The sequence below is a fragment of the Alkalicoccobacillus porphyridii genome (assembly GCF_007293315.1).
Lineage (GTDB): Bacteria > Bacillota > Bacilli > Bacillales > Bacillaceae_D > Alkalicoccobacillus > Alkalicoccobacillus porphyridii.
In genome coordinates, this window is sequence record NZ_VLXZ01000001.1 from 413,797 (window position 1) to 435,567 (window position 21,771).

At 40.4% G+C, this 21,771-nt stretch carries 21 protein-coding genes; 1 reads left to right on the top strand and 20 read right to left on the bottom strand.

Annotated elements, in window-relative coordinates:
• Nucleotides 1-2 precede the first annotated feature (2 nt).
• The 10 genes from flgL to FN960_RS01995 all read right to left on the bottom strand — a co-directional run bounded on the left by flgL (nucleotide 3) and on the right by FN960_RS01995 (nucleotide 9,734).
• Nucleotides 3-1,160: a flagellar hook-associated protein FlgL gene (gene flgL / locus FN960_RS01950; protein WP_143846685.1), complete on the bottom strand. Its 1,158-nt coding sequence runs from the start codon at nucleotides 1,158-1,160 to the stop codon at nucleotides 3-5.
• Between the two features lie 15 nt (nucleotides 1,161-1,175).
• The gene (flgK, locus tag FN960_RS01955; protein ID WP_143846686.1) at nucleotides 1,176-2,858 is read right to left on the bottom strand and encodes a flagellar hook-associated protein FlgK; all 1,683 of its coding nucleotides are present in this window, start codon (nucleotides 2,856-2,858) and stop codon (nucleotides 1,176-1,178) included.
• Nucleotides 2,859-2,886: 28 nt separating this feature from the next.
• A complete protein-coding gene (locus tag FN960_RS01960; protein WP_143846687.1) occupies nucleotides 2,887-3,378 on the bottom strand; it encodes a flagellar protein FlgN in 492 nt (163 codons plus the stop codon).
• Nucleotides 3,379-3,395: 17 nt separating this feature from the next.
• Entirely contained in the window at nucleotides 3,396-3,659 is a 264-nt protein-coding gene (gene flgM, locus FN960_RS01965) for a flagellar biosynthesis anti-sigma factor FlgM (RefSeq protein WP_143846688.1), read from the bottom strand.
• Between the two features lie 50 nt (nucleotides 3,660-3,709).
• Entirely contained in the window at nucleotides 3,710-4,120 is a 411-nt protein-coding gene (locus FN960_RS01970) for a TIGR03826 family flagellar region protein (protein ID WP_143846689.1), read from the bottom strand.
• A gap of 22 nt (nucleotides 4,121-4,142) precedes the next feature.
• Nucleotides 4,143-4,847 carry a ComF family protein gene (locus FN960_RS01975; RefSeq protein ID WP_143846690.1) on the bottom strand — a complete coding sequence of 235 codons (705 nt, stop codon included), beginning with the start codon at nucleotides 4,845-4,847 and terminating at the stop codon, nucleotides 4,143-4,145.
• Complete coding sequence (locus FN960_RS01980) at nucleotides 4,844-6,184, bottom strand: ATP-dependent helicase ComFA (protein ID WP_143846691.1); 1,341 nt, start codon at nucleotides 6,182-6,184, stop codon at nucleotides 4,844-4,846. Before FN960_RS01980 ends, FN960_RS01975 begins: the two co-directional genes overlap by 4 nt.
• 62 nt (nucleotides 6,185-6,246) lie before the next feature.
• Nucleotides 6,247-7,089: a DegV family protein gene (locus FN960_RS01985; protein WP_143846692.1), complete on the bottom strand. Its 843-nt coding sequence runs from the start codon at nucleotides 7,087-7,089 to the stop codon at nucleotides 6,247-6,249.
• A gap of 757 nt (nucleotides 7,090-7,846) precedes the next feature.
• A complete protein-coding gene (locus FN960_RS01990; RefSeq protein WP_143846693.1) occupies nucleotides 7,847-8,554 on the bottom strand; it encodes a response regulator transcription factor in 708 nt (235 codons plus the stop codon).
• A gap of 70 nt (nucleotides 8,555-8,624) precedes the next feature.
• Nucleotides 8,625-9,734 (bottom strand): sensor histidine kinase, encoded by a 1,110-nt coding sequence (locus FN960_RS01995; RefSeq protein ID WP_143846966.1) that lies wholly within the window; start codon nucleotides 9,732-9,734, stop codon nucleotides 8,625-8,627.
• Nucleotides 9,735-10,005: 271 nt separating this feature from the next.
• On the opposite strand from FN960_RS01995, the gene FN960_RS02000 reads away from it, so the two are divergent.
• The gene (locus FN960_RS02000) at nucleotides 10,006-10,656 is read left to right on the top strand and encodes a YigZ family protein (RefSeq protein ID WP_143846694.1); all 651 of its coding nucleotides are present in this window, start codon (nucleotides 10,006-10,008) and stop codon (nucleotides 10,654-10,656) included.
• Here the strand turns inward: FN960_RS02000 and FN960_RS02005 are convergent.
• From FN960_RS02005 to opp4B, 10 genes are all read right to left on the bottom strand, one after another.
• Nucleotides 10,640-11,251, bottom strand: coding sequence for a pyroglutamyl-peptidase I (locus tag FN960_RS02005; RefSeq protein WP_143846695.1), 612 nt, complete (start codon nucleotides 11,249-11,251; stop codon nucleotides 10,640-10,642). The genes FN960_RS02000 and FN960_RS02005 overlap by 17 nt on opposite strands.
• Before the next feature lie 149 nt (nucleotides 11,252-11,400).
• Complete coding sequence (opp4C, locus tag FN960_RS02010) at nucleotides 11,401-12,315, bottom strand: oligopeptide ABC transporter permease (RefSeq protein ID WP_143846696.1); 915 nt, start codon at nucleotides 12,313-12,315, stop codon at nucleotides 11,401-11,403.
• A gap of 11 nt (nucleotides 12,316-12,326) precedes the next feature.
• Nucleotides 12,327-13,292, bottom strand: a complete 966-nt coding sequence (locus tag FN960_RS02015) for an ABC transporter permease (RefSeq protein ID WP_143846697.1) — start codon at nucleotides 13,290-13,292, stop codon at nucleotides 12,327-12,329.
• 65 nt (nucleotides 13,293-13,357) lie between these two features.
• Nucleotides 13,358-15,160 (bottom strand): peptide-binding protein, encoded by a 1,803-nt coding sequence (locus FN960_RS02020; RefSeq protein ID WP_143846698.1) that lies wholly within the window; start codon nucleotides 15,158-15,160, stop codon nucleotides 13,358-13,360.
• 93 nt (nucleotides 15,161-15,253) lie between these two features.
• Nucleotides 15,254-16,252, bottom strand: coding sequence for an ABC transporter ATP-binding protein (locus FN960_RS02025; protein ID WP_143846699.1), 999 nt, complete (start codon nucleotides 16,250-16,252; stop codon nucleotides 15,254-15,256).
• The gene (locus tag FN960_RS02030; protein ID WP_143846700.1) at nucleotides 16,249-17,238 is read right to left on the bottom strand and encodes an ABC transporter ATP-binding protein; all 990 of its coding nucleotides are present in this window, start codon (nucleotides 17,236-17,238) and stop codon (nucleotides 16,249-16,251) included. The genes FN960_RS02025 and FN960_RS02030 overlap by 4 nt, the downstream gene beginning before the upstream one ends.
• Before the next feature lie 20 nt (nucleotides 17,239-17,258).
• Nucleotides 17,259-17,714, bottom strand: coding sequence for an Lrp/AsnC family transcriptional regulator (locus FN960_RS02035; RefSeq protein WP_143846701.1), 456 nt, complete (start codon nucleotides 17,712-17,714; stop codon nucleotides 17,259-17,261).
• A gap of 309 nt (nucleotides 17,715-18,023) precedes the next feature.
• On the bottom strand, nucleotides 18,024-19,868 hold the full coding sequence (opp4A, locus tag FN960_RS02040) for an oligopeptide ABC transporter substrate-binding protein (RefSeq protein WP_143846702.1): 1,845 nt from the start codon (nucleotides 19,866-19,868) through the stop codon (nucleotides 18,024-18,026).
• A gap of 17 nt (nucleotides 19,869-19,885) precedes the next feature.
• Entirely contained in the window at nucleotides 19,886-20,779 is an 894-nt protein-coding gene (locus FN960_RS02045; RefSeq protein ID WP_143846703.1) for an ABC transporter permease, read from the bottom strand.
• A gap of 25 nt (nucleotides 20,780-20,804) precedes the next feature.
• Nucleotides 20,805-21,770, bottom strand: a complete 966-nt coding sequence (opp4B, locus tag FN960_RS02050; protein ID WP_143846704.1) for an oligopeptide ABC transporter permease — start codon at nucleotides 21,768-21,770, stop codon at nucleotides 20,805-20,807.
• Nucleotide 21,771: the final 1 nt, after the last annotated feature.

Genomic DNA, 21,771 nt, shown 5'->3' on the forward strand with positions numbered 1-21,771 from the left:
GATTACCTTAGAAAATCAAGTAACGATGGCTGCATAATACGTGCCCCGACCGAAAGAGCCACTCTATGAACATTCTCAGCTAAAACTAGGTTCATAATGGTTTCTTCGATATCTACATCCTCGTTCTCAGTCATCATCTTTTGCAGGCTTGCATGTTGGTCATCCAATCTGGAAACCATCATTTCAATTCGATTGAGGCGAACCCCTACCTCTGATTGTTCAGCCACTACATTTGTATGATGCTTATCAACAATGGTAATAAATTCGGAAAGCTCCTCCCCTGTTATTTCAGGGTCACTTAACGCTTTTTCTAGACGAGCAAGATCGCCAAAGAGAGAGGCAGAAAAAACGTGGCTTCCTTTTACGTTAACGGGAATCTTAACCCCTTTGTTTACCTCAATATATACATCCTGTGTATTTGTAGAGATCGCGGTATTTTCCACAGTAGAGAGTTCATTAGGATCTACCTCTAAATCTACAGAGCCAGTTATAGGATTCGTATAGGTCACCGAAACATTTTCATCTGCAGAATCAAATCTCAGAACAATTCGTTGGTCTATAGGCAGATTCTCTTGATCTACCTGACTTACATGCTGAAAGACCATGCCCGCTTCATCCGGCATGTAACGAAAACTTTCCCCGTTATACACAATCGTATAATCAGATAAATCAGCCCCAGTCTCTAATATGGGAGCAATTCCCGGTTCAACGACTGCACCATTTTTAAACGGTGGATTGTCTGTATTAGCCCCATTAAATAAGTAGCGATTGTCGACCTTTGAATTTGATAAGTCCTGCAAATACTCTGATAGCTGAGCTATTTCCTTTGCAACACTTTTTCTTTGGTCTGCATCATACGTATCATTTGATGCTTGAACAATCAGTTCTGAAATTCGTTTAAGATTCTGACCTGTCTGATCTAGAATTCCTTCCGAATGATCTAACCAGTTCTGAGCTTCATTAATGTTGCGCTTAAATTGACTTGCATCGGATAAAGCTTGACGGTGTTGCAGGCCTTTCATGGCAATAACGGGATCTTGAGAAACGCGTGTAATCCGCTTACCCGTAGTAAGCTGGTCCTGCAAACCACCAAGACGCTGATAGCCAAGATTCACATATCTCATCGTGTTAGCTGAAAGCATTTGCTGTGTTACTCTCATTTATATTCCTCCTGTCTATCGACCTACTACACCCATTCCATTAATAATACGGTCTAACAGTTCATCAGCCACTGTTATACTTCTCGCTGCTGCATTATAGGCGTGCTGGTATTGAATCATCATCGTTAGCTCTTCATCCATTGATACGTTACTTACTTCTTGCCTTCTATTATCAATAGAGAATAATAATAAATCCGAATTGACATAGTTCTGAGAAGCTTGTTTTCCTTTCGCCCCTAATTCACCAATAAAGTCACGATAGAAGCTTCCGATTTGTTTTGTATTTTCACCAAACGCAACCTTAACATCACGTATTTCTGATATTAGTTGTGCGTTGGTATGATTACCGGTCAGGGCTTGTAGCGCTCCTGGTTTAAAATGATCTTCGTTCGCAAGATACTCTCTAATTGCCGCATAATCAACAGGCTCTGCCTTTAGATATTCTAAGTATTGAGATTTATCTTTTAATGCATCCAGATTCACACCCAAAGAGGCAATATTATCGGTATTTGCAGCTATTGACTCGTTTAATTTTAGTGTGAAAGGAATTCCTTCACTAGAAAAAGTAAAAAACTCTCCCCCAAGGTTCATTTCCCCATTACGATCTGGATCAGTGTAACCAATGCCATGTACAGCGTTCACCTCGCGTGCAAACGCACCAGCAACCTCCTGAAGCTTTTCTAAAGCCCAGACATAGCTACCAGTGGCAGATTCATCGTCCTCACTGTTTTCAAGATAACCAAAGGCCTCAATTAATCCTTTCATCTCTCCTTTGGCAAAGTCTTGAAAACCCAGAGGTGTGTTCTGAGTATCATTCTCGATGACCAGCTCTGACACGGCTCCGTAAGATGAGTCACTATAATTTATACTTAGCTTCGCTACAGCTTCAGGATTATTAAAGGTAACAAGTGGTGGATCAATTCTAGTTCCATTGGCTCCAATCATCGTAATCGTAGCCGCTCCCTCAGCAACCTTACTAGGCTTGCCTCCACTTGCTGATCGTTCCACCGAAATATTGACTAAATTTGAAAGCTGATCTATTAATATGTCCTGTTTATCATACAAATCATTTGGAACAAATCCGTGTGGCTCCACACTACGGATTTGTTGGTTAATATCATTGATGGATTTTAATAATCCGTTAATTTCTCGTTCGGTAGCCTCAATTTCTTCCTTTAGCTGCCCTCTTGTTTCAACTAAATCTCTAGCCGTACTTGTGAAGCTCTCCGCAATAATGTTCGCTTCTTCTCTGAGGACACTTTTACTTTCTTTACCTGAGGCAAGATCACTCCACGCATTCCAAAACTGATTAAGCTGTTTGGAAATATTGCTTGAACGCGCTTCTTCCTCAGGGGATTTGAACGTTTCATTAAAGATATCCTCCATGCGTTCAAGCCCTTTATAGGAGGCATGCCAATAACCCGATTCGCTTGCTCTGCTTCGAAATTGGACATCTAAAAACTGGTCACGTACCCGTTGAACAGATGACCCCTCAACCCCTGTTCCAATTTGACCTGGGATGGCTGGTTGATTCATTCCTGGATTAGGAAATGCTGTAGTAGGACTTAAGTTCACCCGCTGTCTCGAATAACCAGGTGTATTGGCATTTGAAATGTTGTGACCTGTCGTCTGTAATCCGTAGCGCTGGGCATTAATAGCTCTTCTTGCTGTTTCTAAACCAAAAAAAGTTGATGACATGCCTTCCTCCTTTTACCTTTTTGACACTCTATGCTTTTGAATCAAATATCGATCGATTAGATTCTGCTGCCGTTTCACTCTGATTTCCTGTGTATTTGTAATCATCCACAGAAGGTACCAATACATCTAAGGAAACATGTACATACTGCAATGCATCTTCTATTAATAACTGATTTTGCTCATTTTTTTGTTTGAGTAGAGTAACTTCTTGTAACAGTTGCTGATACACATTAAGCAATGGCCCTTTCTCATCTTCATCAAGCAGCTCTAACACTTTGCTTATAGTTTGGTCTTTTTGAGAGAGTTGTTCTGTCACCAATACCTGACTAACTTGCTTAGCTCGTATCCCCTCTAACACCTGAAGACGGTGCACTGCCTTATTCTCTAAACGTACGATCGTGTCGAGATTAGAAATATCCTGCTTTAACAAGCATTCCTTTTTTTGTTCGGCTAGCTCATTTAGCGTGCGATGCACTTGCACGAGCTCGGTTAAAGTTGAAAGAAGCTGGTGTAATTCCATTCATTCTTCTCCCTCTCTTATTTTTTCCAATAATCATAAAAATGTTCAGCGGTCTTTTGGGCATTGACTTTGTACTCGCCTGCTTCCACCTGTCTTTTGATCTCTTCCACTCTAGCTGCTCTCGCTTTCTCAACATCCTTTATTCCTTGCATATCAAATGCTTCTGTCGAGATTTCAAGCTTGTCTTTACTTTGCTTCGATGACCTCGACTCCTCTTGATGAGTAGAGTTTGTGGTTCGGTACGTAGACGGCTGTACCGATGTATATGGATTAATTTTCATTTTTTAAATTCCTCTCCTTTATATCAGGCAGGTTCAATTCAATGACTAGTTTATAGGAACTGGTTTAACCGACTTTGCTTCGTTCGATTGGGATTTGTTGACGATTTCGTTGACTCCTGTTCAGTTAGGGAGGCAATCTCTGCATTAAGCTCCCTCTGACACTGCGCGCAAAGTCGCTTTGATTGTATCATGTTTCCACATGATTCACAGGGATAGCCTAAGTTTGGGAAGGCTGCGACTAATAAGCGTCCTTCTCGAATAAATTGGCGGATCGTCCGTTCTTCTACTCCTGTATGCGCACACACATCAAGCATTGTGGCCATCCTATGATCTTTTTGCCTCATATATCCTGATACCAGCTTAAAGTCCTCTTCTTGCTTTTTGTAACAGGATGAACAAATTGATCGGAAGGATTGGACATATAAAGACCCACACTTAGAACAATTCGCTAATTCACTCATACATTTCTCTCCCTTATTCCAGCTACCTGGCTACCGTTAATGATGCAATGACTTCTGCACCCGCTTCTTTTAAAGTTCTTGCGGCTTGGCGCACGGTTGTGCCTGTAGTATAAATATCGTCTATCAGCACTACTTTTTTTAGTAGGTCTTTTTCAGGGATTTTCTCTACATAAAAAGGACTATCTTTTACACGGGCAATCCGGTCACTTCTCGTTCGTTTACTCTGCTTCTCACTAGCTAATCGATGAAGGATCATTCGGTTACATGTCCAAGACTGAGTCATTAATTCCACTTGATTAAATTCCCTTTCTTTAAGGCTATCGAAACTCAAAGGAATAGCTACAACAGTGTAGGAGCGATAGTACCGCTTATATAGTTGGTATAGCTTAGTTGAAAAGTAAGTAGCCGCTGCTGCATCTCCTCTAAACTTAAATTGTACAAACCAGTCCTTTAAAAATTCATTGTATTCAAGCAATGAACGATTCTCCTGAAGTAATCCTTTTGACTCGGTTCTTTTATCCCACCTTATACAATCAAAACAGATCTGGTCTTTTTGAAGACGATGGCTAATTTTGTTAAGTGAGCGTGAACACAAAAGACAGTTTGGTTCACCTATAAATTCAAGATTTCCTTCACAGGCATAACAAAGTGCAGGTGGCTGTTTGTGAAAGAGAGCGGACCAACTTGGTTGTTGATAAAATGTGTGCATACACTTTAAACACTTCATTCTCCACTCTCCAATTCGTTCATTTTTTTGATGTGATTTTTGGCTGCTATCATGGCATCTGTTCTTCCATAATGAAAAAACACAGCGTCTCCTTGAGGAAATTGTTTGTCTCTGCCTACCCTACCAGAGATCTGTACAAGGGCTGCTTCTGTAAAAATATCAGCTTCCGCGCCAAGTACACCTATTTCGACTTTGGAGATGGTAATACCTCTTTCAAGGATGGTAGTGGTTACAAGTAAGGGGATGGATGAATCTCTAAAGGATTGGATATGAGTATGTCGGTCCGGAGCATCTGAATGAACGGCTGCATGCGGAATGCTAAGAGAGGTTAATATGGCTGACACCTCGTGCAGTACTTTAATGGAGGGTACAAATAATAAAGCTGGAATCCGCTTATTTACGTGAATAACAACCCATTGTTTAATAACCTGAGGCAATCTTTGCTTACGTAAAGACTTTCTCCAATTTCCACACCATTGCAAACGGGGGACTGGTAAATCATATCCATGGTAGCGTCGGGGAATTCGAACGACCTCTAATCCTTTTGAACGTAGTAAGGTTTTGGATGGGGTAGCACTTAAGTACACTCTGGAGGCATGTGGGGCTGCTGCTTGATGCACCCCGTATTGAAGGCTTGGATCAAAAGAAAATGGGAACGCATCAATTTCATCAACAATTACAACATCAAATGTACGATAAAAACGTAAAACCTGATGAGTGGTTGCAAGAATTAGTGAAGCAGTCGTGTCCTGCTTTGTATGCCCACCATATAGCGCAGCCTGTTCTACATCTGGGAATGCTTGCTTAAAACGAGGGGCGAGCTCCTTCACAACATCCGTTCTTGGAGTAGCGAGCAATACTCGCTTAGCATCCAATAACGCTGACTCAATTCCTCGAAAAAGTACTTCCGTTTTGCCAGCACCACACACAGCCCAAACCAAGATAGAACTCCTCTCCTTAATAGCTGAAATAACTTGATCTGATGCTTTTTTTTGACCAGGAGAAAGTGTACCTTCCCATTTCAGGGGAGTAGATGGGATTTTCTGCATAGGAGAAGGCGGTTCTAACCATGTTAATAGATCAGTTGTAGTAGAGATTTTTCCTAACGAGAGGCAATGGCGGCAGTAATGAATAGGGGCATCTGAAAAGGGTGATGGGTGATTTGCAAATAATGAAGGGTTTTGATTATTACAGCGTTTGCAGGTGAGGTAAGGGACTTTCCCGGAAAGACCTGGTTCAACTTGAATATAGCCTTGTTTTTCGTGTTCAAGTATAATTTCTTGGTCAAAAGGAATCTCTTTCCGTGTAAGCCTACGGCCGCTTAAAAAACGGCGCAAAGGCTCCCACGGAACAGACGAGAATCGAGCTTTAGGGCATGGGCATCTCCATCCTTTACTTATTAATGCCAGCTTACTCCAATACTTCCTTCACCTAAATGGGTACCGATGACTGGCCCAAAGAAGCTAATAGATATAGTCACATCTGCATACTGTTCTCTTAAAACAGAGGCGATTTCTTCAGCTTTTCCAACTCGATTAGCATGAATAATCGTAATTTCTGATAGCTGCTTGCTATCTCTATCCTGCTCTAACAAATCAAAAATACGAGAAAGAGCTTTCTTTTCAGTTCGTACTTTTTCAAATGGAACGATTTTGCCATCAATAAAATGAAGGATCGGCTTGATCTTCAGCATATTCCCAACAATTCGCTGGGCTCCACTTAAACGCCCTCCACGATGTAGGTGATTCAAATCATCCACCATAAAGTAAGCTCGCACGTGGTGTTTAAGCTCCGTTAAGTGCTGAACAATTTCTTCTGCACCTTGTCCCTCTTCGGCAAGCTTTGCAGCAGTTAACACAAAGTACCCTTGAGGAGCACAACTAATCTCTGAATCAAAGCCTATCACATGTATGCCATCCACCATCTCAGCCGCACTTAAAGCTGATTGATAGGTGCCACTAATTTGAGAAGAAAGATGAATGGTAACAATTTCTTGATACCCCTTGTCTCTAAGAGATTCAAACAGCTGCACAAAATCTCCAATCGCTGGTTGGGAAGTTGTTGGCAATGTTTCGTTCTCAGCCATCTCCTGATAAAAAGCATCTGTTTTTAGATCTACTAGCTCTTGGTAAGATTCATTCCCTAGTACAACATTTAAGGGAATAACATGAATTTCTTTTTCCTGAGTAAGCTCCATTGATAAGTAAGCCGTGCTGTCTGTCACAATCGCTGTTTTTTTCATATGGTTCCTCACTTTTCCAAATCCTAATCTCTTCCTAATGTACCCTGATTCTAAGTTAGTTTCAAGAGTTGTCTTTCTTTCATTGGAACGTTTCTTGCTCTTGGTGGGGTGCTCGTTCCTCTTGCTATGCCGAGCTTCTTTCTTGGTACTGTGGGTTGGCTCTTGGTATGGTGCTCGTTCTTCTTGGTATGCGGAGCTTCTTTCTTGGTAAGGTAGGTTGGCTCTTGGTATGGTGCTGGCTCTTCTTGCTATGCGGAGCTTCTTTCTTGGTATCGTGCTCCGACTCTTGGTATGGAGCTCGTTCCTCTTGCTTTGCACGGCTTCTTTCTTGGTACCGTGCTCAGGCTCTTGGTGGGGTGCTCGTTCCTCTTGCTTTGCACGGCTTCTTTCTTGGTACCGTGCTCAGGCTCTTGGTATGGTGCTCGTTCTTCTTGGTATGCGGAGCTTCTTTCTTGGTACTGTGCTCAGGCTCTTGCTATGGTGCTCGTTCCTCTTGCTTTGCACGGCTTCTTTCTTGGTACCGTGCTCCGGTTCTTGCTATGGTACTCGTTCCTCTTGCTTTGCACGGCTTCTTTCTTGGTACCGTGCTCCGGCTCTTTATATGGTGCTCCGGCTCTTGGTCGGGTGCTGGCTCTTCTTGATATGCACCGATTCTTTCTTGGTTTTGCACTATGACCTATTTCTACAAAAAAATCCGAACATCAGCGTATACGCCATGTTCGGATTCTGCTCTCCTAAAGAGCTTTTTTAAATTAACTTATCTTACAACCACATAACCTTTTTTAATTGCTTCGACTACTGCTTGTGTCCGGTCATTTACGTTCATTTTCTGTAAGATATTACTGACGTGGTTTTTGACTGTTTTTTCACTGATGTACAAGGTTTCACCTATTGCACGGTTACTTTGGCCGTCTGTCATAAGTTGTAATACCTCGCACTCACGTCGCGTAAGAATGTGCAACGGTTTACGATATTCTACTTCTCTGAAGCCAATGGATTCTTCATGTTCCTCATCCTCTTTAGCCAGGCGACGATATTCTTTAATTAAGTTATGTGTAACCTTTGGATGAATATACGCCCCGCCTGAAGCTACTACTTTTACAGCTTCAATTAATGCTTCTGCATCCATTTCCTTTAATAGATACCCTGATGCACCTGTCTTGAGGACATGTGTAACATATGTCTCATCATCATGTATAGAAAGTATGAGAACCTTAACGTGCGGGAATGCCTTGATTAAGTCTCTTGTAGCTTCTACACCATTTAATTTTGGCATATTAATATCCATTAAAATAACATCAGGACTATGCTGTCTAACTAAAGAGACTGCATCTTCCCCATCTTCTCCGTCGGCCACTACTTCAAAGTTGTTCTCCAACGCAAGTATTCGTTTTACCCCTTCTCTAAATAGCTGATGGTCGTCAATGATGACAATCCTTATGTTTTTTTGTTCTGTTTCGTTCATTGGTATCACCTCTCTGGAACCCAGTAATAGTTGTTGTTACATTTAATTTGTGCAGATTCTTGTTGTTATACTAATTAATTGGAATATGGATAAAAACGGTTGTGCCAGAATTCAATTTTGAGTGAATTTTAAGTTCACCTTTTAGCATATTCACTCGTTCTTTCATACCAAGTAAACCAAATGAACCCTCAACCTGTTGAGATGTATCAAAGCCTTTTCCATCATCTCTTACAATCATTATGACCATGTTAGGTTTTATTTCAATCTTAACTTGTATCTCAGTTGGTTCTGCATGCTTTAAAGCATTTTGAACCGCTTCTTGGATTAATCGGAACATGGCAACTTCAAATTGCTGAGACAGGCGATGTTCTTTTCCGAAATGCCTAAACCTAACCGGGATGTTATGTCGTTCTTCAAACGTAGTCAAGTACTTTGATAGGGTAGGGACAAGTCCAAGGTCATCCAGCGCCATTGGTCGCAGATCATAAATGATTCTTCGGACTTCAGCAAGCGAAGCTCTGACCATTTTTCTTAAATCCCTTATTTCGACTAATGCTGCATCCATCCCATCTTCCAAAAAAACCCGCTCAACTAATTCTGAGCGAAGAAGAACGTTGGCCATCGTTTGTGCCGGCCCATCATGAATTTCTCTCGAAAGTCTTCTGCGTTCTTCTTCTTGTGCTTCAATAATTTGCAAACCAAATGCCTGCTTTTCTCTCGCGTCCTTTAAAGCTTCACCCACTTGCTTTAAATCACTTGTGAGAAAGTTATAAACAACGGTCATCTGTACAGCCAATTGTTCTGCATGCTCTATGGTTTCATTTAGACCTATTAGTCTCCTTTCAATATCATCTCGCTTTTCTCTAAGCTGCATCTCTTCTTGCTGCAGAACAGCTAGCTGAACCTGATATTCATTAGCTTGTTCATAAACAGCTCGGACTTCTTCACTACTATATCGGTTAAAAGCACGACTAACTTCAGCTAATCGATTTCTAGCAAATTTTGAGTGCATTTCTGTTTTATCATGTCGTTCAATAATATCAGCTACCTTAATACGAACATCCTTTAGCTGACTTTGCAGCGTTTCATACTCCTGCCTCGAAGTTTCTCCAATATCAAAAATCTTTTCTCGGCTTGAACCAACCGAGTCTAAAGTATGATTAATAATGTCATCTAGCATCGTTTTATTTGCAATCAGAAGTCTCACACACCTTTAGCGCTTTAAAGAAATCAGTAGGTCGTTATGCCCGTCCACGTTTCTTGCGCCACTCAACTTTATTAGATATTCTAATCATACAACACTTTAGTAACAAAATGCTTTTGAATTTCCTTCCATAAATCGAATTTATTAGTCTTTATCTAGTCGTTTTAACAGTGTAATCGTAACAGACCTTTATTACATAGTGATTTCGCCTATTTGTAAAACTGTGAAAAAAAAGAGGAGAGTTTATATGCAATTTACGTATCTAACTATAAAGGAAGAGGGATCCCACGAGATAACTATTCAAAAGTCCCGCTTTATCTCACACTTTAAGCGCACTTCCTCTGAATCAGAAGCTCAGTCCTTTATCTCAGATATAAAGAAACAATATGCTCATGCCAATCATAACTGCTCTGCCTATGTAATCGGTGAAAACAATGAAGCGCAAAAAGCGAATGATGACGGCGAGCCGTCCGGAACAGCCGGAGTACCCATGCTTGAGGTACTGAAAAAAAAGAATCTACGAAACACAACCGTTGTGGTAACACGCATTTTTGGTGGTATAAAACTTGGTGCGGGAGGTCTAATTCGCGCGTATGGCCGTAGCGTGAGCGAAGGGATTAATGAAATAGGTCTTACACAACGACTTCTTGTCCAACAAATAAATGTATGCTTTGACTACGGGTGGTTAGGGAAGTTAGAAAATGAATTTAGACAATCCACTTATGTGTTACAATCCATTGATTATGCAGAGGATGTCTGTGCACGTCTGCTTGTAAAACCTGATGAACTCCTTGAGTTTAAGGAATGGGTGACCAACCTGACAAACGGTCAGTCGACAATTAAGGAAGAAGGCGCGACGTACCTAGAACTGGATGTTCCTTCTACCCCTTCTCACTAAGGGTTTTAATCATAATTCTGACCGCTTCTTCCAAATCTCTATAAGCTAGACTAGGTTGCTTGGATTGACCCATACTCATCTCATGGGAGAATGGAATGTGAACAAATCCAGCGGGAAGTGAGCTCCCTCTTTTTTCTAAGTCATGCAACATACAGTACATGACTTTGTTGCAAAGATACGTACCCGCAGTATTTGAGATAGTTGCTGGCAGCTGATGCTTATGTAATGCATCAACAAATGCTTGAATAGGTAATGTAGAGAAATAGCCAGCCGGTCCATCGGTCACTATGGGTTCATCCTCTGGGGTCACTCCTTTATTATCTACAGCCCCACCTTGAATGTTTATAGCGATCCTCTCAGGCGTAATATTGGTTCTACCAGCAGCTAGCCCAAGCATTAGAACTGCATCAGGTTGGATTTCCTTTTCTGCTTCAGCCAGCGCCTGATAGGATTCATCAAATGCAACAGGTAGTACCTTACCTTGAATGTAATACCCGCCAATTGTCTCCTGATCTAATTGAGCGACTATTTTTTCTGTGGGATTTGAGCTATGGTCTAAAAATGGTTTAAACCCCGTTAGAAGAAGCGTTTTCATAGTTTCTCCTTTCAGTATGCATGTTTATGTAAGAAGTTGAGTATTCCTTATTCTAAGCCTGATTTCAGTTAAAAAGCAAGCGCTCTGTTATGCATAACCATAAAATAATAAAACCGCGGAATCTAGTATGATCCCCGCGGCTATTACTTTTATATCGATTTACTGTCAAACGCGTCACGTAAGCCATCCCCAATAAAATTGATGGCGAGAACTACAAGTAATATCCCCAACCCTGGAGGTAGCCAGGTTTCTGGATTATTACGAAGGACCCTAATGCTCTGTGCTTCAGAGAGCATGTTCCCCCAGGTTGGTGTGGGTTGTGGAATTCCAGCACCAATAAAACTTAAACCGGATTCCACAATGATCATAAACGCCATCATGATGGTCGCATTTACAATAATTGGCCCCACAGCATTAGGAATAAAATGCTTGCGAATAATACGGAAATCAGAACAGCCAATACTTCTAGCACTAAGAATAAATTCTTTTTCCCTTATAGAAAGGAACGTTCCTCTCAGTACTCGCGCAATGTTTGGCCAACTAATTAAAGCCATAATCATAATAAAGATGGTAATACTCATTCTCTCTAATATGGCTACTACGGTCAAAACCATTAAGAGAAATGGAAATATGAGGATAAGGTCGGTCAATCTCATAATAAGTCCATCCACCCATTTTCCATAATAACCAGCAATCGCTCCTAATGTTCCACCTACAATAACTGTGGAAAGCATAGCGAAGAATCCAATGGCTAAAGAGATTCTTGCTCCATACACAAGCCGTGAGAAATTATCTCTGCCCGAACCATCTGTTCCTAAAATATGATCTGCACTCGCACGCATTTCTATATTTAACAGATCGGATTTGGTAGGATCATGCGTTGCAATGACATCGGCAAAAATGGCGATGATAGAAATGACTACCATGATAATCACTCCTATAATAGCGAGTTTATTCCTCATAAATCGTTTTAACGCTAATTGAAAGGGACTTAGACTTTTGCCTTCTTCTGGTTCTTGGTTCGCTACTGTTATATCAGGCTGTCTTGAAAGTTCAGGCTCCATCTCATTTCACCTCAATCATAACGAATTCGCGGATCCGCTACCGCGTAAAAAATGTCTGCCAATAAGTTACCAATCAATGTAGTCATTGCGAGAATTAAGTTGATGCCCATAATGACAGGATAATCTCGATTGGTGATGGACCCTACGAATAACGTTCCAAGTCCCGGATAATTAAATACCGTTTCAACAAGTACGGCTCCACTTAAAAGCGTACCAAACTCAAGTCCTAATAAAGTAATAATTGGAATTAACGCATTACGTAAAGTGTGTTTATATAGAACAGAACGATTTCCGAGTCCCTTCGCTCTCGCAGTACGAATAAAGTCACTGCCACGAAGCTCAAGCATTTCTGTTCTCATATAACGCATATAAATGGCTGTACTAGCTAAACCAAGCGTAAAACCTGGAAGAATTAAATGTCTTAATTTACTCGCAATGTAATCAATGCCCTCTAAGTTAGGTCCAGAGATCGATCCTTGAGAAGGTAACCAACCAAGCCCAAATGAAAATATGTAAATGCCTAATAATGCAGCGAAAAAGTTCGGAACAGCAAGGCCTATAAATGCAAAGGTGGTTGCTGAGTAATCGGCAATAGAGTATGGTTTTCTACTTGAGTAAATGCCTATAGGTATAGATATAATAAGGGTAATAAATAATGAGAAAACGGATAAGTAGAGCGTATTCTCTAACCTTCCACTAATTAAATCCGAAACAGAGCGTCCTGTGTGATGCATAGACATTCCTAAATCACCTGAAATGGCTCGGACAGCCCAATTGTAGTACTGAATATATATAGGATCATTTAACCCTAATGCTTCGCGCCTCTCCTCCAAAATCTCTCTCGGGATATTTGGATCTAGGTTTTCACCACTCAACGCGTCACCTGGAGCAAAATAAGCCATCATAAAAACAACGATACTCGCTAATATAACCATTGGAATGAACTGCAGCACTCGACGGATAATATATTTTGTCACCTTACACACCTCTCTTATAATGAAGGACGTATGGTCGCTACCATACGCCCTCCTTTATCATGCGTCTATTCTGTCCACTGCCATAAGTGAGTGTCATGTTTAAAAGTAAATGGCTTAATTGTCACACCAGTTAACTTACTGTTCCAAGCGTGAATTTCGTTCTCTGAATAAATTGGTAGAACAGGTAACTCTTCAACAAAGTTCTGTGCCCATTCAACATATTTCTCTTGACGGTACTCTTGCTCAAATGCAAATTCTGGATTCACTGCATCATCTAATAACTGATCAGATGTTTCATTTGCCCATCTCGCATAGTTATATGGTGCGTTTGATTTGTATAACGGACCTGGATCTGGGTCACCACTGCTTAATGACCAGCCTGCAAGGAATAAATCAAAGTCAGTATTATTGGCCTCAATTAAATCAAAATGCGCTGCTGCTTCACGCGGTGTTCTAAGATCAACTTTCAATCCAACTTCTTCAAGGTTTTCTTGAATGATTGGCGCCATTCTTTCACGTGTTTCATTCCCAACTGGATAGTCAAGGTTTAACACAAATTCATTTCCATCTGGATCTTCACGGAAGCCATCATCATTCACATCAACATAGCCCGCTTCATCTAGAAGCGCTTCTGCTTTTCCAGGATCATATTCGTATCCTTCGATGGCATCAGGATTGTATGCCCAAGAACTTTCAGGGAATGGAGCGTCTAATACAATTCCACGTCCGCTAAGTAAACCATTACCTGCTTCTGGATCCCCAACTACAGCAGCACGGTTAAAAGCATGAGCAATAGCCTGACGTAGTTCTTTACTTTGTAGCTTTTCATTTACTTCCCAAATGCTTGAATCATTTAATGGTGCACCCTCATCATCAGGACCGTGGTTTAACTTAAAGCCCATATACTGATAGCCAAGCTGAGGTTGCTCAAACAATTCAATTCCATCTAAAGCCTCAACATCTGCTGCGTCCTGTGGAGCAAGATCACGCGGGATGTAATCTAGCTCACCATTCTCAAGCATACCCGCAGCAACGGATTGCCCAACAATTTTCCAAGTAATCGTATCTAGATGCGGAGCTCCCTCATAGTAGTCCTCATTAGCCTCAAGAATATATTGTTCACCCTCCATATACTCCTTTAACTTAAATGGACCCGTTCCAATTACAGCACCACCATCTCGTGATTCAGGTACTTCAGGAATTTCTCCAACTGGGATATCTGCAAATACATGCTCTGGAAGAATTGCAATCGCCGTATCAGCTAGAGCCTTTACATTAGGTTCAGCAAACTTAAAGGTAACCGTGTAATCATCAACCTTTTCGACTCCTTCAAATTCATCCACATCGCCAGAACTATATTCTTCGTATCCTACTAAACTATTAACATAATCAACTCGAACTCCACCAGCGCCTACATATTCCGGATCTGCAATTGAAGTAAAGGTGAATACAACATCGTCCGCTGTAAAGTCTTCGCCATCATGCCATTTTACATCCTGACGTAAGGTGTAAGTAAGTTCAGAGTTATCATCATTAAAATCCCAGTCCTCAGCTAACCTAGGGATAAAATCAAAGCTCTCATCCTGAGACACTAATCCCTCATGTGTAATATCTAAGATGTGTGCATCATATAAAGCTGTATAAAAAATAGGGTTGAATAAATTCTCAGGAGCAGAGAACATGGCTAAATTGACATTCCCACCTTCAACAGGATCACCAGTAGACTCTGTTGTCTCTTCTCCTCCGTTATCTGTAGTACCTCCATCATCGGTTGATGGACTATCAACCGCATTCCCAGAGCAAGCCCCTAGTAGAAGTCCAACAGATACCGCGCCACTTAACACATATAATGCTTTATTCTTTTTCATGAAATCCCCCTCACTATTTTTGGTTAAAATATTTGTAATTACTGTATACTAAAGATCGTCCCCTTCACCTCACCCCCTTAAAATGGAAATTATTCACTTAGCTATAACTGTTTGAGCCGTATAAAGATGACAGGCCGTCATTTGACCTCTTTCATACTCAGTAAGTACAGGTCGCTCAACTTTACAGCGTTCGTGAACATGCGGGCATCTAGTATGAAAGGCACAGCCTTCAGGCGGATTAGCTGGGCTAGGTAATTCTCCTTCTAACGCTGCTTTTTCCCGTTTCATTGTGACATTGGTTGAAGGGACCGCGGCAATGAGTGCTTGTGTATATGGATGCATGGGATGATCGTAAATTAAGTCTTTATCAGCGATCTCTACAATCCTTCCTAAATACATAACGGCCACCCGATCGCTAATATGCTTCACCACACTTAGATCATGAGCAATAAACATATACGTTAAATTAAACTCATCTTGAAGGTCCTGCATCAAATTTAATACTTGTGATTGAACAGAGACATCAAGTGCTGATACAGGTTCATCCCCAATAATAAATTCTGGTTGCGTACTTAGCGCTCTTGCAATTCCGATTCGTTGTCTTTGACCACCCGAGAATTCATGAGGGTATTTTGAATAAGCTTCTTTTGGCAGTCCTACCTTTTGTAGCAATTCGATGGCTTTCTCTTTTCGTTCGTTTCTATTTGTAATAGTTTTATGTACTAATAAAGGTTCTTCTATTAATTCACCAACACTCATTCTTGGATTTAAGGAAGCATAAGGGTCCTGAAAAACCATTTGCATATCGCGTCGTAGCTTTCTCAAACCAGTATTTTTAATCTTGGCAAAATTCTGATCACGATATGTAATTTCTCCTTCAGTTGGATCTAAAAGCTTGAGAACCATCCTACCTAATGTTGACTTACCTGATCCAGATTCACCAACCACTCCTAACGTTTCGCCTTTATATATGGTGAAACTTACATCATCTACAGCTTTGACATCACCAACTTTCCGCTGTAGCACCCCCCTTTTTATTGGGAAGTATTTTTTTAATCCCTTCACCTTTACTAGTTCTTCCTTTCTTGTCATACACTCACCGCCTCTTCTTTATACAATACACATCGAACAGTGTGATTCACTGTTATGTTTAGAAGGTCCGGGTTTTCTTTGGTACACTCATCCTTAGCATGTGAACATCTGGCTGCAAAGCGACATCCATGTGGAAAACGATGAGCGGGCGGTACACTTCCTGGTATGGCATCAAGACGCTGTTTTTGTTCACTGTCAATTTTCGGCATACTATTTAATAACCCAACCGTGTATGGATGCTTGGGTTCAGTAAATAAATTGTATGCAGATGCTTCCTCTACAATTTGACCTCCATACATAACTAGCACCCGATCGGCCATTTCAGCAACAACACCCAAATCATGAGTAATCAGTAAGATAGATGATTGAAATTCTTCCTTTACCTTTAACATCAAATCAAGGATCTGTTGTTGTATCGTTACATCTAACGCCGTCGTTGGTTCATCTGCAATAAGTAACTTAGGATTACATGCCATGGCTATGGCAATCATCACGCGCTGTCTCATGCCTCCAGATAGCTGATGCGGGAATTCTTTCAGCATTTCTTCCGCTCTACTAAACCCAACAAGCTTTAAAAGTCGAATTGTTTCCTCTTTCGCTTGCTTCTTAGAAATATGTTTATGTTTCACCAGCACCTCAGAGATTTGGTTACCGATTGAGAAAACTGGATTTAAGGAAGTCATCGGTTCTTGGAATATCATTGACATCTCATTTCCACGAATTCGATCTAGCTTTCTATCTGGAAGACCGATTAGCTCATTTCCTTCAAGCTTTACAGATCCTTCTATCTTAGCTGGTGGTGAAAAAAGAAGTCCCATAATCGTAAGAGAAGTAACACTTTTTCCACTCCCAGACTCTCCTACTACAGCCAAGGTTTCTCCTTTATTCACACGAAAACTTACACCGTCGACAGCTTTTACTTCTTTATCTTTACTTACTTGGAAATAGGTCTTTAAGTTCTTGACCTCAAGAAGCGGCTCTGCCATCTTGTCCCCTCCTGTCTATCTTAAGAATGAGTAATATATGAGAACGAATCCTTATATTGTTTTAATTCAATACTTAAATCAGAGGATATAATTCCTTCGATAGAAGCTAATTGATGATTAACAAATGTAATTAAATCATGCTTATTTTTAAAATAAGCTTGTACAATCAAGTCGTATTGACCGGAGAAAGCAGCTACAAATCGCACCTCCGAAAATTGACTTAAAATACCTGCAACTTGGTCCTGATATCCCAATTGTGTTTTCACCCAAATAATAACCTGCACTTTAAGACCCAAACTAGTGGGATCCATATGAATGATAAACTGGAAATACTTTTTATTCAGCATTTTCTTCACTCGGGTTCGTACCGTTCCTTCACTAATTTTGAGGTTAGCTGCAATTTTGGTATAGGCTACTTTCCCATCTGTTTGCAGGTGCATTAATATCGCTCGATCAAGCGCATCTATTCCTTCCATAGAACCCCCTCTCCAGTTAAAAATATTCAATTTTTAACAGAATCTTTAATGTTTTTTAAATTATAATAGATTTTCACATAGTACGCAATATTCTTTTTATTTAAATAGTTTTTTTATGAGAAATTTTCTGACAAAGATTTTTATAAAACTTCTAATTCGTACTGAAGCTATTCCGGGACTTCGAATAATGAGGCTAGGTGTAATCAAACATTCGAATCTTAATGTTATGTAAAGTACGAATAATTAATGATAGTTTCTTAGAATACTAAAAAGAGCCTGGCAAATGCCAAGCTCTTAAAACAATTTAACTTAGTTAGCTGTTTCAGCAGAATCCGCTGTTACACCTAGCTCGTTAAGGTACACTTCTGTACCAGATGCTCTGAATGGCGCAAAGTTAACAACACGGTTATTAACAGCCGTTAATTCAGAACGATAAAGAGTTGGGAATGCCGGTACTTGCTCAACCATATATTCCTGCCACTCTTTGTAGATTTCTTGTCTTCTTTCAATATCAAGTGCTTCCTCAGATACACCTTGAGCTAATAACTCATCGTTTCTTTCATCTGTCCAACGTGTATAGTTATAAGCTGCTGAGCTCCCCCATAGTCCAGTCGGATCGACATCAGAGCCTACACCCCATGCACCTTGGTATACATCAATTTCCTGATCTGCTGCTTCAAGGCGATCATAGAAAGTATTAAATTCTTGCAAACGACCGTCTAACAATTGAACATTAATTCCAACATCTTCCCATGCTTGCATATAGTAGGTAGCAATTGGCTCAGCTGTATCGCCTCCGCTCATTGAAGCGAAATTAAGAACAAGCTCTTCCCCATTTGGATCTTCACGGAAGCCATCACCGTCAACATCTTCGTATCCAGCTTCATCTAGAATACGGTTAGCTTCATCAATGTCTTGAGTATAGCCTTCAATAGACTCATCATAGTAATCAGGGTGAGAAGGCGCTAATAGTGTGTTTGCTCCCCATCTTAAACCATCATAGAAATTCTCTGCAACTCCTTGGTTATCAACCGCATAGGCCATTGCCTTACGAAGGTTAATATCTGAAACAGCTTTGTCTTCATCAAACACGTTTTGGTTATCTTCCCACGTCCCCATTTGGAATCCAATATACGTGTATGCAAGGTCAGTAATACCTAGGAATTCTACGTTTGTAAGTCTTTCATAGTTATCTGCATATTGATCTGCTGGATAAACGGCAATATCTACTTCACCGTTTTGAAGGGATTGGCTGATAGTTTGAGGGTTAACCACACTTAGAATAACCTCATCCAAGTTAGGCTCTCCACGCCAGTAATCTTCATTTTTAGAATAAACAACTGCTTCCCCAGGAGTAACAGATTCAACTTTAAATGCTCCATAACCAATCGGATTCTCACGTACTTCTGGTGAAGATTCCATATCAGCTACTTCAATATCTTCAAATATATGCTTCGGCATTGGATAATCCCATACACCTGAAGCTAATAGAGAAGGACTTGCTTCAGTGAATGTAATTTCAAGTGTTTTTTCATCAATGATATTCAAACCTGAAATGTCATCTGCATCACCTGCACGGAATTCATTGAATCCCTGTACATTTGACGCTTCTGAAAAACGTGTGGCTGGATAATCAGGATGACCTAATACTTCAAAAGCAAAGACCCAATCTTCAGCTGTAACGGGTTCGCCATCATGCCAGTTAAGATTCTCATTAATGGTGAATGTGAATACATCCCCATCATCATTTATCTCAAATGTAGCAGCCCCCTCCTGTGTATAAGTGAAGTTCTCATCTACAGCAAGCAAGTTTTCATTAAACCAGTCAATGACTTGTTTATCAAACGTCCCTTGATAAAAGTTAGGGTTTAGTGTCCCTTCAAAAGGTGTGTCCGTTACAAGTGCTACATTAAGAGAGCCACCCTCAATCATTTCCTCGCCATTTTCCCCTTTTATCACATCAAAATCATCGATTGAGAATAAATCGTCCCCTGTTTCCTCCGAATCTCCACCAGTAGATCCGCCACCATCTGTTGAACCACCTTCAGAACCGGAATCCCCACTGCAAGCTGCAAGTCCTAATAGCAACGCTGTTGTTGAAGCAAGAACAACAGTCGATTTCTTGATCTTACTAGCACGATTAAACTTTTTCATAATATTGACTCCTCCTTTTAACCTCTTCTTTGTTTTGCATCGGTCGCACGCTTAAGCGCTTGTCCGACATTATTTATACACAGCATCAATACAAAAATGAGTAAAGATGCAGGTAACCAGATCCATGGGCGATACTCTAAGACTTGCGGGTTTCTTGCATAACTGACTAGTGTTCCTAGGCTTGGAGTAGACTCGGGAAAACCAAAGCCTAAAAATGATAAGCCAGATTCAATACCGATGTTTGCTGCTAGGTTTAATGTCATCGTTACAATGATTAAAGACATCACATTAGGTAATAGATGATAAAACATGATTTTTACATGTGATGACCCTAAGGTTCTTGCAGCATGAATATATTCTTGAGCGGATTCTTGCATGACTTTTGCTCGAATAATACGTGTTATATGCATCCATAAAAAAGTCGACATAATCAATGAGAAACTAAACACATCGTATGATGAAACAATAGTTACCGCTACAATGATGATCATTAGTGAAGGTAATGATTGGAAGAAATCCAGAATTCTCATTAGAATATTGTCAGTCCAGTTACCGAAATATCCTGCAATTAAACCAACTAATACTCCCACGGTACCACTAAGTAACGTTACAAAAACTCCAACCTGTAGAGAGTTTGCCGTACCTATTATTAATTGACCAAAAACATCTCTACCACCATAATCGGTTCCTAACCAATATTCAGCTGATGGAGGCTCGTACATTGCAAACAGATCAACTCTAACTATTTCTGCTTGATCTAGAATTGCTGAAGTAATATATACAGCTGATGCTAGTATGACAACAAGTAAAAATGATATAAACGCTATTTTATCGCGGACAAGTTCCCGCCAAATTATACTAATGCCAGAAGGAGATTTTTCTTCCACTGCAATATCTTTTGCCACAACCATTCACCCCTGCTCTTTTGTGAGTTTGTTATTTAATTCGTATTCTCGGGTCAACTATGCTCATAATAATGTCTGACAACAACCCGCCTAAGATATAGGCTAATCCAAATATTAGAACCAGGGCTGTTACCACACTAAAATCTCTCGATGTAATAGATTGAACAAAGAGCTGTCCCATTCCAGGATACGAATAAATAGCCTCAACAAAGACTGAGCCGGAGATGATCAGAGTAATTTCATATCCAAAAATCGCTGCAATTGGCATTAATGAATTTCGAAATACATGATTATTATAAAGTCTCTTATCAGATACACCTTTTGACCTGGCCAAACGAACAAAGTCTTTTTGCTTTGTATCAATTATCTCACTACGTAGATACTGAACCGTACTTGTAACACCAATAAGTGCAATCGAGAATGAAGGCAAGATTAAATGATTAATTTTGCTAACAAAATAATCCCAGGTCCCTGGCACTAATCCCGGAGATACACTTCCTCCAGTAGGGAACCACCTCAACATAAATCCAAATACTAGTAACATAATTAAAGCAAAAATGAAAATAGGTGTAGCGAATCCAACATAGGTATAACCTGTTATGATACGATCTCGAATTGTATCGTGGTACTTTCCACTAAAAATTCCTAAAGGAATACCCATAAGGTAGATTAGAATTGTTGAGAATAAAGACAACCATATTGTGTTCCACATCCGAGCTTCTATTAAATCGGCTACTGGCACTCTTTGTGAGAACGAGCGACCAAAATCGCCATGCAAAGCGTTCCAAATCCAGTCCTTATATTGAACATACCATGGGTTATCAATGCCCATTCTTTCTCTAATTTCTTGAATTGCTTCAGGTGAAAGATCGGGATCACCAATCAATCCTGTCAATGCATCTCCAGGCATAGCTTGAGCCATTAAAAACACTAGAATTGAAAGCATAAAAACCTGAGGCACTGCAACGAACAATCTTCTCACAATAAATTTCCACATA

Excerpts from the sequence above, each read along its gene's own strand:
- flgL (WP_143846685.1), bottom strand. The coding sequence starts at position 1,160 with ATGAGAGTAACACAGCAAATGCTTTCAGCTAACACGATGAGATATGTG.
- flgK (WP_143846686.1), bottom strand. The coding sequence starts at position 2,858 with ATGTCATCAACTTTTTTTGGTTTAGAAACAGCAAGAAGAGCTATTAAT.
- FN960_RS01960 (WP_143846687.1), bottom strand. The coding sequence starts at position 3,378 with ATGGAATTACACCAGCTTCTTTCAACTTTAACCGAGCTCGTGCAAGTG.
- flgM (WP_143846688.1), bottom strand. The coding sequence starts at position 3,659 with ATGAAAATTAATCCATATACATCGGTACAGCCGTCTACGTACCGAACC.
- FN960_RS01970 (WP_143846689.1), bottom strand. The coding sequence starts at position 4,120 with ATGAGTGAATTAGCGAATTGTTCTAAGTGTGGGTCTTTATATGTCCAA.
- FN960_RS01975 (WP_143846690.1), bottom strand. The coding sequence starts at position 4,847 with ATGAAGTGTTTAAAGTGTATGCACACATTTTATCAACAACCAAGTTGG.
- FN960_RS01985 (WP_143846692.1), bottom strand. The coding sequence starts at position 7,089 with ATGAAAAAAACAGCGATTGTGACAGACAGCACGGCTTACTTATCAATG.
- FN960_RS01990 (WP_143846693.1), bottom strand. The coding sequence starts at position 8,554 with ATGAACGAAACAGAACAAAAAAACATAAGGATTGTCATCATTGACGAC.
- FN960_RS01995 (WP_143846966.1), bottom strand. The coding sequence starts at position 9,734 with ATGCTAGATGACATTATTAATCATACTTTAGACTCGGTTGGTTCAAGC.
- FN960_RS02000 (WP_143846694.1), top strand. The coding sequence starts at position 10,006 with ATGCAATTTACGTATCTAACTATAAAGGAAGAGGGATCCCACGAGATA.
- FN960_RS02005 (WP_143846695.1), bottom strand. The coding sequence starts at position 11,251 with ATGAAAACGCTTCTTCTAACGGGGTTTAAACCATTTTTAGACCATAGC.
- opp4C (WP_143846696.1), bottom strand. The coding sequence starts at position 12,315 with ATGGAGCCTGAACTTTCAAGACAGCCTGATATAACAGTAGCGAACCAA.
- FN960_RS02020 (WP_143846698.1), bottom strand. The coding sequence starts at position 15,160 with ATGAAAAAGAATAAAGCATTATATGTGTTAAGTGGCGCGGTATCTGTT.
- FN960_RS02025 (WP_143846699.1), bottom strand. The coding sequence starts at position 16,252 with ATGACAAGAAAGGAAGAACTAGTAAAGGTGAAGGGATTAAAAAAATAC.
- FN960_RS02030 (WP_143846700.1), bottom strand. The coding sequence starts at position 17,238 with ATGGCAGAGCCGCTTCTTGAGGTCAAGAACTTAAAGACCTATTTCCAA.
- FN960_RS02035 (WP_143846701.1), bottom strand. The coding sequence starts at position 17,714 with ATGGAAGGAATAGATGCGCTTGATCGAGCGATATTAATGCACCTGCAA.
- opp4A (WP_143846702.1), bottom strand. The coding sequence starts at position 19,868 with ATGAAAAAGTTTAATCGTGCTAGTAAGATCAAGAAATCGACTGTTGTT.
- FN960_RS02045 (WP_143846703.1), bottom strand. The coding sequence starts at position 20,779 with ATGGTTGTGGCAAAAGATATTGCAGTGGAAGAAAAATCTCCTTCTGGC.
- opp4B (WP_143846704.1), bottom strand. The coding sequence starts at position 21,770 with ATGTGGAAATTTATTGTGAGAAGATTGTTCGTTGCAGTGCCTCAGGTT.